Raw genomic sequence first — 13209 nt, 5'->3', positions numbered from 1 at the left:
GACCCCATGGTGCCGGACCGGCGGGGCCGCTATTCTCGCAGGCCAGGGGGGACAGTCGGCGCCAAGACGTCGTGAGCAGACAAGGGATGTTGCCGTGATCGTGCCTGCCCCGGACCCCCGCGAGGTGCGTGAGGCGAGCCTGGACGAGCTGTCCCGACTGCGGCTGCCGCTGCCGCCGCCGCAGTTCCCGCTGGTCTGGGAGCCAGGCGACGAGATCGAGCTGCGGCCGACGGTGGAGATCGAGGCGCGCATCGCGGTGCTGCACCTGATCCTGGCCCGCTGTTTCGGCATGCCGCCCCAGGCCGCGATGAGCTGGCTGCTCGCCTCGCATCTGGTGGAGATGGTCACCCCACCGGAGTTCCAGTTCGTCACCGGCGCCAAGGGCGATCACCGCTCCTTCGTGCTGCATCACGACGCGCTGTTCTCGTTGGCCTGGGTGCTCGGCCTGACCAAGCAACTCGACCCGACCATGCCGGCCGACGACCGGCTGGTGGAGCGGCTGCCGACCATCGCGGAGGGGGAGACCTTCCGGCAGTGGCGTTCCCGGATCCTGGCCGCGCCGCAGCACCCGGCGGACGCGGCGGCCCTGCTCGACCTGCACTACTGCCTGGACTGGGCGTATCTGGAGGTGAGTCGGGCCGGTCGGTCGTTGCCGGGCATGGTGGACGGCAACGCGATCGGGCAGCGGCGGTGGGCGCTGGAGTGGGCGGTGATCCTGCGCGGGCCGTACCATGACGAGCCGCCGGGCTGGGAAGAGGTCGACCTCTCCACCTAGGTGACTGGTGTTGAACGATGGCTGTCGCCGGCGTGGCGATATATCCCGAGCCGGACCGCCACGGTCACCCGGACCGGCGCGCCCAGGGTGGCGATCCGGGCAGCCAGCCCCGCTCGATCGGTGTGCCAGGCGCTCGGCCCCATGCCGACCAGGGTGCTCACCTCCGGGCCGGTCAACGTCAGCTCCCGCCGGTGCACGGCGGACACCTCCTCGGTGAAGCGCCCGTCGAGGCTGGCCGCGACCCGTTCCTCCTTGGCCGGGTCGACCCGCAGCAGGCCGAGCGCGTCGACCAGTTCGGCGAGGTGGTCGGCGGCCGGGGTCACCACCAGCAGCCGCCCGTGCGGGTCGAGCACCCGGCGGAACTCGGCGCCGTTACGGGGCGCGAAGACGTTCAGCAACACCGCCGCCGCGCCATCCGCCAGCGGTAGTCGCTGCCAGGTGTCGGCCACCGCGGCGGTGACCCGCGGGTGGGCGCGGGCGGCCCGACGTAGCGCGGGTTTGGAGATGTCCAGCGCGAGACCGACGGCTGCGGGCACGGCCGCCAGCACCGCCGTGAGGTGCCGTCCGGTGCCCGCGCCCGCCTCCACCACCAGCGGGTCCGCCCGTCCGGCCGGCTGGGCGCCGGGCGTGTTCGGCTGCGTCGCCGTTGCGCTGTTTGCCTCGGCGCAACATCTTCGGCCGGTTTCCGTTGCGGATGTCGAAGCAGAGCAGAGGGCGGGCAGGACAGTCGGGTGGCGGACGGCGTCCGCGAGGGCGGCGGAGATGACGTCGTAGTGACCGGCAGCCAGGAAGTCCGCCCGGGCGGCGACCATCTCGGCGGTGTCGCCGCTGTGCGGGGCGCGGCCGGTGAGCAGGTTGACGTAGCCCTGCCGGGCGATGTCGAAGCTGTGCCGGCGGGGGCACCGCAACGCCCGGGAGTCACCGGTGATGACCTCGGCCAGCGGGTCGCGGCAGACCGGGCAGCGCAGCCGGGCGACGACGCAGGGGTCCATCACGGCTGCCGTTCCCTCACGGCTGCGAGTCTACGGGCGAGCGGGTCCACGGCAGGTCACCGACCGGCGCGGACTAGGGTCGGAGCATGCTCAGTACGAACATCCGCTACGAGGACATCGTCCGGGCACCGAAGGCGCTGCTGCACGATCACCTGGACGGCGGCCTGCGCCCCGGGACGATCGTCGACCTGGCCGCCGAGGTCGGTCATGAACTGCCCACCACCGATGCGGCCGAGTTGGGCCGGTGGTTCGCGGCGGCGGCCGACTCGGGTTCGTTGGAGCGTTACCTGGAGACGTTCGCGCACACGGTCGCCGTGATGCAGACCGCCGCCGCGTTGCGCCGGGTGGCCCGCGAGTGCGCCCTCGACCTGGCCGCCGACGGCGTGGTCTACGCCGAGGTGCGGTTCGCCCCGGAGCAGCACCTGGAAAAGGACCTGACCCTCGACGAGGTGGTGGAGGCGGTGCTGGCCGGCTTCGTCGAGGGCAGTGCGCTCGCCGCCGAGGCCGGTACGCCGATCCGGGTGGGCACGCTGCTCACCGCGATGCGGCACGCGGCCCGATCGCAGGAGATCGCCGAGCTTGCCGTGCGGCACCGCGACCACGGCGTGGTGGGTTTCGACATCGCCGGTGCGGAGGCGGGCTTCCCGCCCACCCGTCACCTGGACGCCTTCGAGTATCTCCAGCGGGAGAACTTCCACTTCACCATCCATGCCGGGGAGGCCTTCGGGCTGCCCTCCATCTGGCAGGCGATCCAGTGGTGCGGAGCCGATCGTCTCGGCCACGGCGTGCGCATCGTCGACGACATCACGCCCGGCCCCGAGCCGAGGCTCGGCCGACTGGCCGCGTACGTGCGGGACAAGCGGATCCCGCTGGAGCTGTGCCCGTCGTCCAACGTGCAGACCGGTGCCGCCGCGTCGATCGCCGAGCACCCCATCGGTCTCCTGCGGGACCTGCGGTTCCGCGTCACGGTCAACACCGACAACCGGTTGATGAGCGGCACCTCGATGTCCCGGGAGATGGCCCTGCTGGTGGACGCGTTCGGCTACGGCTGGCGGGAACTACAGTGGCTCACGATCAACGCGATGAAGAGCGCCTTCATCCCGTTCGACCAGCGGCTGCGGATCATCGACGAGGTGATCAAGCCGGCGTACGCGAAGTTGTTGGTCTGAGCGGCGCCGGCCCCGGCGAGCAGACCGCGTCGCCGGCACTCGCGGACGATCTCCGCAGCGAAGATCCCTTCGGCTACGAAAAGTGGCGTACTGGCCAACGAGAAGCGCCGAACGGCTACCCGGCGATCCTCATCGATCGGATGGACCGGTACGTCCGCCCGGCCACGGCGAGCCAGTTGGTCGATGACTTCGACGCCGGCTACGGCGTCCCACGAACCGGGCGACTCCCAATCGATCTGACCGTCCCGTCGCGGTGACGTTGGGTCATCGCCATTCTCGTAAAAGTCGTCCAAACAGAGCACAGGCAGGCCAATCTGTCGTGCTATGTACGGCTTTCCGGAGCCCAAAGGGCCGGCAAACAGGACGCCTCGGCGCGGGATTCCCATTACCTTCGGTAACTCCGGACAGACGGACCGCGATCAAATTGCATCAACATCTCATCACACCTCCGGCTGGCGCCAACCTGGGCTTTCTCTTTCCCGGGCGGCGTGATGGAATCTCGGATGGTCCGACCCGCCGGGTCGGCTGCTGGGCGTTGTCCGGGGGCAACGCGGATGCTGCAATCACGAGGGCGGTGACGTGAGCAAACGGCCGAAGACGGCAGGTTCCTTCCTGTCGCGTCTGCGCCGGCCGGCAGGTCGGCTCCGCGACATGCCGATCTGGTCCAAGCTCGGTCTCATCATGATCGTGCCGACCATCGCCACGGTCGTCGTGGGCACCAGTGGTCTGGTCGACCACCTGGATGCCTTGAACGACGCCAATCGGACCGGCGACCTCGCCGAGCTGATCGGCTATTCCGGTGAGCTGGTGGACGGCCTACAGGACGAGCGGACGGCCGCCGTGCTGCTGCTCGGCGTGCCGCCACCGCAGTCGGGTCAGGGCGAGTCGGAGGCGAAGAAGAAGAACACCGCCGTCTACAGCGACGTCGCGTCCCGGGTGGACGAGGTCAAGGGCCCCTACTCGCAGCAGCGGTCCGATCTCACCGACCTGCCCGAGAACCTGCAGGGCCTGCTCCTCCAGATCGACGAGGGCCTCGGTGACCTACCCGGCACCCGCAGCCAGGTGCTCAACGGCAAGTTCAAGATCACCGACGCGCTACAGTCCTACGACGAGTTGATCAACCAGCTGCTCACCGTCCGGGACTCGGCCAGCCAGCTGGCCGGTGACAACGAGCTGAGCGACCGGATGCGGGCCGCCGCCGCGGTGGCCCGTGAGAAGGAGTGGCTCTCCGTCCGCCGGGTGGTCGTGCACCGGGCCCTGATCCTGGACGGCATGAGTTCGACCCTGCGGACGGACTACATCTCCAGCGAGACCGGCCAGCAGCAGGCGCAGCAGAGCTTCAACGCGGTCGCCACCGAGGCGCAGGCGGAGTTCCACGCCCAGACCATCGGCGGCGGCGACCGCCGGCAGGCCACGATCTACATCAGCCAGGTCAACGCCGACACCTCCCGGGACCTGGCCGGCATCTCCTTCACGCCCGAGCAGTGGGACGCCGCGCTGGTCGCCAACGGCAAGCTGATCCGCTCGGTCGAGTCGAAGTTCGACAGCGACGTGGTGGCACAGGCCGGTGAACTCCGCTCCGACGTGCAGCGTCAGGTGTTCCTGGAGACCGGCCTGCTACTCACGATGCTGTTGCTGGCCATCTTCCTGGCGTACCTGGTGGCCCGCTCGATGGCCCGCTCGCTGCGTGAGCTTCGCCAGGGTGCGCTCTCCATCGCCCAGTACGGCCTGCCCCAGGCGGTGGCCCGGCTGCGCGACCCGCAGGTCACCGGGCAGCTCTCCCCGGTGCAACTGGCCAACCAGATCGCCGAGCCACTGCCGGTGCGCAGCAAGGACGAGTTCGGGCAGGTGACCGAGGCGTTCAACGCGGTCCACCTGGAGGCGGTCCGCACCGCCGCCGAGCAGGCCGCGCTGCGGGCGTCCGTCGCGACCATGTTCGTCAACCTGGCCCGCCGGTCCCAGATCCTGGTCGACCGGCTGATCGGCCACCTCGACCGGCTGGAGCGCGGCGAGGAGGACCCGGACCGCCTGGCGGAGCTGTTCCAGCTGGACCACCTCGCCACCCGGATGCGCCGCAACGACGAGAACCTGCTCGTCCTCGCTGGCGCCGACTCGACGCGGGTGCAGCGGGAACCGGCCGCCCTGATCGACGTGCTGCGGGCCGGCCAGTCCGAGGTCGAGCACTACACCCGGATCGAGTTCGGGGTGATCGACCGGGACATCGAGGTGGCTTCGCACGCCGTCAACGACCTGGTCCACCTCGTCGCCGAGCTGTTCGACAACGCCACCGCGTTCTCCCCACCGGACTCGCAGGTGTTGGTGGAGGCCCGGCGGGTCGGCGACCGCGCCTCGCTGTACGTGGAGGACCGCGGCATCGGCATCAGCGGTGAGCAGTTGGCCGACCTCAACGAGCGGCTGGCCACGCCACCGCAGGTGGACGTAGCGGTTTCCCGGATGATGGGTCTGGTTGTGGTCGCCCGTCTGGCGGCCCGGCACACCGTGAAGGTCGAGCTGCGTCCCGGCAGTGACCGGGGCACCGTCGCCGAGGTCACGCTGCCCTCGACGGTGCTGGTGCCCCGGGCACTGTCCGGTCGGGGCCAGCAGCCCGCCGCGCTACCCGCCTCGGCCGGCCCTCGACCGGGCCGACCTCGGCGTTCGGTGCGCCGCCCGCGCTCGGCAACGGTGCGTCCGTGCCGGCCACGCGTCCGCCCGGTGGCTCGGGCAACCAGGTGACCCTGGGCGGTCGGCCCTTCGACCCGGCCAGCCGAAACGGCTCCGGCACGCCGGTCACCACGGCGGGTGCGGGCAACCTGCCCGCCTGGTCGGACCTGACCGGCGCCAGCGGCACCAGCGGCGGCGACAACTTCGCCCGGCGCTCGTCGAACGGCCACTCGGTCGATCCGCTGCCGCAGCGCCGCTCCACCGACGACCCGGCCCCCGGCCAGCAGCCGACCATCCCGCGCCAGCTGTCGAGCAGCCCCGAGGCCGGGCCGTACGCCCCGCCCGCGGTGTCGGCTCCTCCGGTGCCGCCGGTCTCGTCGCCGCCGGTGTCGGGCATGCCGTACTCCGCCCCGCCGGTGTCGTCCGCCCCGGTTTCGGCGTCGCCGGTATCGACGCCGCCCGGCGGTCTGCTGCCGCAGCGGCCCGCCTCGGCGACGCCCCACGCCGGTGGAACTCCGGCGCCGCCGGCCTGGCCGCCGGTGGCCGGGGAGCCTGCCGCCCCGCCCGTGCCCGAGCGGCTGGCCGCCGCGCTGGACATGACCACCGAGCTGCCCCGGGTGCAGCGCCCGGCGTCGGCTCCGGTCGGGAGGCCCGCCCCGGCGCAGAACCAGCCGACCACGCCCGCGCCGCAGTCCCAGAACCGGCAACGGTACGCGGACGAGACGATGGAGCTGCCGATCTTCCGGGAGCTGGAGTCGGCCTGGTTCCGGACCCGCCGTCCGGGTCCGGAAGAGTCGGCGGGAGCCCGGCAGCCGGCGACGGCCGGCGCGGCGACCCAGCAGTTCTCGGCGGTCGACGTCGCGGGTCGAACCGTTCAGCAGACCCCAACCGGGACGACAGGTAACGCACCGATGGCAGAGACTCCGACGGCCGCAGGAGCGCCCGGCGGGAAGGGCGCGGCGGCGAGCGGTGGACCCCGTCCCGGGGCTGCCGAGAGCAGGCCGTCGCACCGTACGGCGTCGCAGGACAGTGTCTGGCAGACCGCCGCCGACGACGGTTGGCGGGCGGCTTCCGCCGCCAGTCAGGCGCCGCCCAGCGGCACCACCCAGACCGGGCTGCCGAAGCGCACGCCGATGGCACAGCTCGTACCGGGTGCGGTGGAGAAGCCGACCACCTCGGTGCAGCGCCGCAACCCGGAGTCGGTGCGCGGTCTGCTCTCCGCCTACCACCGCGGTGTCCAGCGGGGACGTAGCCACCCCTCGGACAGCAACCCGACCGGCTCGGAGGAAACTTCGGACGGGCAGCAATCCTCGCAGTCTGGCTCAGGCCCGGTGGCCGGGAGCAGGCAGAAGGAGCAAGAAGGATGACTACTACGCAGGATCTCGGTTGGCTGCTGGCCAACTTCGCCGATCGGGTGCCCGGTGTCGCACATGCGGTTGCCGTCTCCGCGGACGGCCTGCTCCTGGCGTCGTCACGAGACCTTCCACGGGACCGGGCAGACCAGTTGGCGGCGATCGCCTCCGGCCTGGTCAGCCTGACCCAGGGCGCGGCCCGCTGCTTCGAGGGAGGCGCGGTGCTACAGACCGTGGTCGAGATGGACAACGGCTTCCTGTTCCTGATGTCGATATCCGACGGCTCGTCGTTCGCGGTGCTCGCCGCGCGTAGTTGCGACGTGGGACAGGTCGGCTACGAAATGGCCCTGCTCGTCGACCGGGTGGGCGACGCCCTGACTCCGCAGACGCGCACGGCTGTCGGGATGATGGGCTGATCGTCGCGCCGGCCGGTAGGCAGGCGGGGCGACAACAACACTGCATACGACGGGTAGCACCGGTGCGAGCCGGTGCCGGGTACGAGGGAGGTGAGCGGCGAGATGACCGATCGTGACGAGCCGACCGGCGCGTTGGTTCGTCCATACGCCGTAACCCGTGGTCGTACCCGTCCCCGCCTCGACATCGCCCTGGAGGCGCTTGTCGAGACGACGGTGCGCGGTCGGGCCGCTGCCACTGGCAATGGTGGCCAAGGCCGTGAGCACCAGTACATTGCCGCGCTGTGTGACGGACGCGTGCAGTCGCTCGCCGAGATCGCGGCGAGAATGCAGCTTCCGCTCGGCGTGGCCCGGGTGCTCATCGCCGACATGGCGACGGACGGCCTGGTCGCGGTCCACGAGCCGACCATCCTGGACGACTCGGACGACGCGGTGGGCACTGAATTGCTGGAGAGGGTGCTGAGTGGACTTCGCAGGCTCTGACATGTCGCACCGCCCGCCGACCCCGAGCGGGCGCGTGACGTCGGCGAAGATTGTTATCGCCGGTGGATTCGGCGTCGGTAAAACGACGCTGGTCGGCTCGGTCTCGGAGATCACGCCGCTGACCACCGAGGCGATCATGACTTCCGCCGGGGTCGGCGTCGATGACACCCGGCAGGTGCCGGGTAAGACGACGACCACGGTGGCCATGGACTTCGGTCGTATCTCGATCGATCGTGATCTGATCCTGTACCTCTTCGGTACGCCGGGTCAGACCCGCTTCTGGTTCATGTGGGATGAACTGGTCCGGGGCGCGATCGGCGCGGTCGTGCTGGTGGACACCCGCCGGTTGGCCGACTGCTTCGCGGCGATCGATTTCTTCGAGCACCGGCGGCTGCCGTACCTGGTGGCCATCAACTGCTTCGACGGGATGCAGTACCACGACCCGCAGGACGTTCGCGACGCTCTCGCGATCTCCTCGCACGTGCCGGTGGTGGCCTGTGACGCCCGTAACCGGGAGTCGACGAAGCACGTGCTGATCTCGCTGGTCGAGTACGTGCTGACCATGCGTCGCACGCGCGCCGTCGCCCCGGCCTGACGATCGCGTTCCAGCGCCCGGTGACGGCCTCCGTCGACACCGGGCGCTGGTTGCTGCCCGCACGAGTTCGATCGCTGCGACCCGCCGAGTGGACGGGTTCGCGGCGCGGACGGGCTGCGGCGGTGCGGGCGCGCCGCCGTCAACTGGACCGAGTAGGCGCCCGGCGGAGGTTCGCCGCGACGAGGTCGCGGTAGGCGCGTCGGGTGGCCGGGGGCCGCGACGGCCGGTTCGGCGGCTGCCGAACCGGCGTCGGAGGTGAGGGCGTCAGGAGCGGTAGCCGGCGGAGCGGTACTCGTACTCCCGGTCGTCGTCGCGGTCGCCGGTGTCCCGGCTGAAGTCCCAGCCTCCGGCGGCCTCCCGCCCTGGCCGACCGCCGACCGCGAACCCGCCGATTTCCTGTCCCCGGCGCCAACCGCGGAAGTAGCCGGTGGTGTTCTCCGCCAGACTGGCAGCGTCCCGCACGATCCGCAGTGGACGCTCCTCACGCAGCGGCGAGCCGGGCACGAGGTTTGCCTGCGGTACGCGCTTGGGCAGACCGGCCGTCGTCTCGGCACCCACCGCCGGTCGCGCCGCCTGCTCGGCGGCCTGCCAGCCGGTGTCGGCCGTGGTCGCCCACTCCAGGTCGGCTTCCTCGCCGTGCCCGACGAACCAGGCCGACCGGGCCTGGGCGAAGATCAGCAGGTCGCCGTCGCCCTCGTCGGGGATCGGCGGCGGCCGGTGCTCTGCCGCCGGCTCCGGTCGGCGCGTGGGCGGGAGATCCAGGCGTTCGGCCATCCGCCTGCCACGCTCCGCAGCGTCCTGGTCGACGAGCCGCAGCGGCGGGGTCTCCGGCTGCGGCTCGGCACCGCCGCGCAGCGCCCGGTCGGCCAGCGGTGGCGGCTCCACCAACCGGAGCACGGGTGGCTCCGGCGGCAGGTCGTCGGCGAGCCACGGCGGGGTCACCCGACGGTCCAGGCCGGGGTCGGTGGGGGCTCGGCGGGCCGGCGCCCGCCCCGGTCGTCGTACGGGCCGGTGGCGAGGTTGCGGGCCGGGGTGTCGGCTGGGTTCTCCGGGTTGTTGACCAGCGGCCAGTTCGCGCGGGAGCCGGGAGTGGCCGTCTCCTGCTCGGGTCGGGGCGCCGGCACCGGAACACTGAGGTCGGTGACGCTGAAGCCACCCGTCGGCGCCGGCGGCTCGCTGTTGGTCTTCGGCCGGGGCGGGATGATGGTGCGCTGGCGCTCGGCCCGCGCGTGGTTGATCGCCGCGGTGGTGAGCGTCGGCCGGAACGGTTCGCCCGCCTCGGCGGGTGGAACGGAGCCACGTTGCGCCGGCGCGATCGGGGTGATCCCGGGCGGCGGCGGGGGTGGCGACGAGATCGGCCGGTTGGTCGGCCCGTCGATCCGGGACGGAAGGGCGTCGCCACGCGACGGCAACGCCGAGGCGGGTGGGCCGGCGGCGGCCGGCGCCACCGGCGCGGGTGCGACGGGGGCGGGGCGACCGGGGAGGAGCCACCGGCGGTGGCCCGAGGGGCCGCGGTGACGGCGGTGGAACGCTGCCGGGGCCGGTTCCGGCCGGCTGCGGCGTCCGCCGGCCGGCTCGGGCCCGGTGGGGCGCACCGCCCGCAGGCCGGCTCCGGTGCCGGCGGTCGACAGCTCGCCGACCGGTTCGCCGCGTCGTGCCGCGGCCCGCCGGCCGGACACCTGTGCCGGCCCGGCGGTACGGGCGTGCAGCGCACCGACCAACGCCTCGCAGCCGGCGTCGCAGGCCCGTACGGAGGCGACCGCCTGCCGGATGGTCTCCGCGGCGGCGGCGGTGAGAGCCCGGTTGACCGTGGACCGGCGCGGAGTCTCGGAGATGGCGACCCGCAGCGCGGTGACGGCCTCGTCGATCGCCTCGGCGTCGCCCGCCCCGTCCGCCGCGAGTTGGGCGGTGACGGCGTCGGCGGTGACGGCGGCATCGCGCCCGCGGCCGGCCGCGTCGGTGAGCATGCCCGGCTCGGGCAACGCGTCCAGCACGGCCAGTGGGATCGACTCGGCCGGGTCGGGGTAGGCCCGCAGCGCGGCCGGGTACAGCTCGCGCAGCACCTCACGCAGGGCGACCGCGGCAGAGTGGCGTCCACTTGCCAGCGCGGCGTGCGCGGCGAGCACCTGCTTGTAGCCGGCGAGCTCCCGGGGGGCCGGCAGGGTCACGGCCGACAGGGCGCCTGCCTGTAGGGCCCGGGCGAGGCCGATGGCGCGCCGGACAGCCGGCGGTGACTGCATCTCCTCCAGCGAGTCGTCGTCGGCGAACCGTTCGGCGAAGTCGTCGACCGAGTCGTCGTCGGCGATCGCCAACGGGCGACCTGCGGCGCTGAGCAGCGAGGTGACGGTGTGGTCGTCGCTGTCGGCGGCAATCGCCGCACCGCTCGGCCCGCCTGAGCGTTCCACGAGCAGCGTGACCAGTCGGGCGTAACCCGCCGGGTCGTCGCCGATCTCGCAGACATGCAGCAGGCGGCCTGCGTCGTCGACCACCGCGGACGTCAGCGCCGACCCGGCCGAGACCGGCCGGTCGACCAGGTCCGCCGAGGCCAGACCGCAGTACACGCGCACGAGCGCCACGGCGTCGTCCTCCTCCCGGGACACGAGGCTTTCTCTGCCAGAGACTGATGCTCCCTGGTGTGGGTCAGTCGCGCCAGTCCACGATCGCAGAGATCTTTCCGACAATGGTCCGCCAACCGAGACTTGCGGTCTGTGCCCCGATCTTCTTCAGCCTACGCCGCCCCATGAAGCCGCCGAGCCCGCCGTTGACCGAGGCCCGCAGCGCCTCGTCCAGGTCGTCGAGGCTGGAGCCGCTGGAGAGCATGTCGAGCACCGCGGGCAGACGCAGGGCGTACGCCAGGTCGCGGGCGACCTCGCCGGCCTCGATGAGCAGCGTCGGGTCCCAGGTGTCGTGTCCGCCGCGGAGGTTCTCCACGACGAGGTCCAGCTCGTAGACGTCCTCGTCGAGCGGTGCGATGTCGGCGGGTTCCACCCGTTCGGACAGTTCATTCCAACTGTCCAGCTGGGACAGATCGTTGGGTGCGCCCGATCGCACGAAACTGACCAGGGATTCGGGCGTCTTGAACAGCAGGAGCCGACCTCGATGGCTCAGGAAGACCGGCACCTCGCCGTCGTCGGCCGCCGCCTCGTCGGCGTCGTCCTTCTCGTCGCCGGCGGTGGTGTCGTCGACCTTGCCCCGCTTCTCCTCGTCCTCGTCCTCGGCGAAATCCCGGGCGACGTCCTCGTCGAGGATGACGACATCGCCCTCGTCCTCGTCCTCCTCGGTCTCCGCGACCTGCCGGCGGGCGAGGAACGGGTCGTCGGCATCGCGCTCGGCCACGTCGGTCGGCGTCAGCTCGCTGGCCGGCCGGTAGGCCCGCAGGGTGAAGCCGGTGCCGGCGGGCAGGGCGATCTCCACCGGTTCGATCCGCAACTCGTCCCAGAGCGCGCGGTCCACATCGACCGGGGCGGCGTCGGCCGGCTCGGTGGCATCCGGCTCGGCGGTGCCGGTCGTGTCATCGAGCTCGGGTTCGTCGGCTTCCGGCCGTTGGGGCGACTGGCGGGCCACGGTGACCTCCGTGTGCGTCGGGCTACCACCCATCGGCGCTGGTGCCGGTGAGTGACTCTGGGCACATACCCTAGTTGGCTGCGTTGGGTAACCGGTGGCCGCACCCCGGTGGCGCCATCACCCGGCCAACAAGTAGCGTGTCTACGTATGAACGCCCAGGCGTTGCACGGACACCTCGACGCCCTGCTGCTGGCGGTGCTGGAGCGGGGCGCGCTGCACGGCTACGCGATCATCGACGCCCTGCGGGCGCGCAGTGACGGCCGGCTCGATCTGCCGACCGGCTCGGTCTACCCGGCGCTGCGCCGGCTGGAGCGGGCCGGGCACGTGGTCAGCGCCTGGAGCACCGTCAACGGTCGGGAGCGGCGGACGTACGAGCTCACCGACGCCGGTCGGCGCACGCTGGCCGACCAGCGGTCGGGGTGGCGTGAGTTCAGCGCGACGGTCGGGCGCTTCCTGGACCCGGGTGCCACCGCCACGACGGCGGGCTGAGCACCGGTTCCGGCGTAGCCTCAGCGGGCCGCCAGCAGCCAGGTGCGCGCGGCCCGGCCCAACCAGACGTGGGCCGCACCGGCGGCGAGCAGTCCGATGATCATCGGCGGCCAGGTGAGAGCCGCGTCCCACAGCAGGATCGACCAGCCGAACAGGCCCGCGCCGGTCAGCGCGCCCAGGGCGGCGGCTCCGGTCAGCGCGACGCCCACCGAGCGGGCCAGGCTGGTGAGCCCCGGGCGGGCCGAGCGTGCGGTGGCCGTCACCAGCGTCAGGCCGGTCAGGCCGAGCAGGAGCGCGCCCACCCAGATCCACTCCACCGACTGCGACAACAGCAGGTAGCCGGCCGGCGGTCGGGGACCGGAACTCCAGCTCGACCCGCGCCAGGTCAGGTCGCCGGCGATCGCGGCGGTCGCGGCGAAGGCGACCACCCGCAGCGACAGCCCGCGCAGCGCCGCCACCGCCAGCTCGGCCTGGTATGCCGGGGCGAGCTGGTCCGGGGTACCGAACTCGGCGACCGCCCGCCGCGACGCCTCGCGTTCGGTCAGGCCGCTGTCCCGGTACGCCTCGACGGTGTCCAGCAGGCCGTGCCGCGCCTCGGTCATCAGGTCGGTCCGCAGCCGGCGCGGCCCGCGGAGCCGATCCGCGAGTTGCCGCAGATGCTCCTCGACCGACACGTCATCCCCGACCGGCATGGCCCCACCCTGCCATGCGAGGCG

Annotated in this window: 9 protein-coding genes and 2 pseudogenes; 7 read left to right on the top strand and 4 right to left on the bottom strand. The window is 72.3% G+C overall.

Annotated elements, in window-relative coordinates:
• The first annotated feature begins 94 nt into the window (after positions 1-94).
• On the top strand, positions 95-775 hold the full coding sequence (locus KIF24_RS26380; protein ID WP_221086333.1) for a DUF4272 domain-containing protein: 681 nt from the start codon (positions 95-97) through the stop codon (positions 773-775).
• Here the strand turns inward: KIF24_RS26380 and KIF24_RS26375 are convergent.
• The gene (locus KIF24_RS26375; protein WP_221087555.1) at positions 772-1767 is read right to left on the bottom strand and encodes a putative RNA methyltransferase; all 996 of its coding nucleotides are present in this window, start codon (positions 1765-1767) and stop codon (positions 772-774) included. The two genes, KIF24_RS26380 and KIF24_RS26375, sit on opposite strands and share 4 nt — an antisense overlap.
• Before the next feature lie 86 nt (positions 1768-1853).
• Between KIF24_RS26375 and KIF24_RS26370 the strand changes: the two genes are divergently transcribed.
• The 5 genes and pseudogenes from KIF24_RS26370 (at position 1854) to KIF24_RS26350 (ending at position 8440) form a co-directional block, all read left to right on the top strand.
• Positions 1854-2936, top strand: a complete 1083-nt coding sequence (locus KIF24_RS26370; protein ID WP_221086332.1) for an adenosine deaminase — start codon at positions 1854-1856, stop codon at positions 2934-2936.
• 579 nt (positions 2937-3515) lie between these two features.
• Positions 3516-6964: pseudogene (locus tag KIF24_RS26365) on the top strand (nitrate- and nitrite sensing domain-containing protein).
• Positions 6961-7365, top strand: a complete 405-nt coding sequence (locus tag KIF24_RS26360; protein ID WP_204956386.1) for a roadblock/LC7 domain-containing protein — start codon at positions 6961-6963, stop codon at positions 7363-7365. Before KIF24_RS26365 ends, KIF24_RS26360 begins: the two are co-directional and overlap by 4 nt.
• A 102-nt stretch (positions 7366-7467) precedes the next feature.
• Positions 7468-7845, top strand: coding sequence for a DUF742 domain-containing protein (locus tag KIF24_RS26355; RefSeq protein WP_092380833.1), 378 nt, complete (start codon positions 7468-7470; stop codon positions 7843-7845).
• Position 7846: 1 nt separating this feature from the next.
• The gene (locus KIF24_RS26350) at positions 7847-8440 is read left to right on the top strand and encodes a GTP-binding protein (RefSeq protein ID WP_092380608.1); all 594 of its coding nucleotides are present in this window, start codon (positions 7847-7849) and stop codon (positions 8438-8440) included.
• Between the two features lie 264 nt (positions 8441-8704).
• Here KIF24_RS26350 and KIF24_RS26345 read toward each other — a convergent pair.
• Positions 8705-11040 (bottom strand): annotated as a pseudogene (locus KIF24_RS26345) (transposase).
• A 40-nt stretch (positions 11041-11080) separates the two neighbouring features.
• On the bottom strand, positions 11081-12037 hold the full coding sequence (locus KIF24_RS26340) for a DNA primase (RefSeq protein WP_221086331.1): 957 nt from the start codon (positions 12035-12037) through the stop codon (positions 11081-11083).
• A 114-nt stretch (positions 12038-12151) separates the two neighbouring features.
• Between KIF24_RS26340 and KIF24_RS26335 the strand changes: the two genes are divergently transcribed.
• The gene (locus KIF24_RS26335; RefSeq protein WP_221086330.1) at positions 12152-12493 is read left to right on the top strand and encodes a PadR family transcriptional regulator; all 342 of its coding nucleotides are present in this window, start codon (positions 12152-12154) and stop codon (positions 12491-12493) included.
• A gap of 20 nt (positions 12494-12513) precedes the next feature.
• On the opposite strand, the gene KIF24_RS26330 is transcribed toward KIF24_RS26335, so the two are convergent.
• Positions 12514-13185 carry a permease prefix domain 1-containing protein gene (locus KIF24_RS26330; protein ID WP_221086329.1) on the bottom strand — a complete coding sequence of 224 codons (672 nt, stop codon included), beginning with the start codon at positions 13183-13185 and terminating at the stop codon, positions 12514-12516.
• Positions 13186-13209: the final 24 nt, after the last annotated feature.

Source organism: Micromonospora tarapacensis (assembly GCF_019697375.1).
GTDB classification, from domain to species: Bacteria; Actinomycetota; Actinomycetes; order Mycobacteriales; family Micromonosporaceae; genus Micromonospora; species Micromonospora tarapacensis.
The sequence above is the reverse complement of the archived record's forward strand: the minus strand, read 5'-3'. Positions and strand labels throughout refer to the sequence as shown.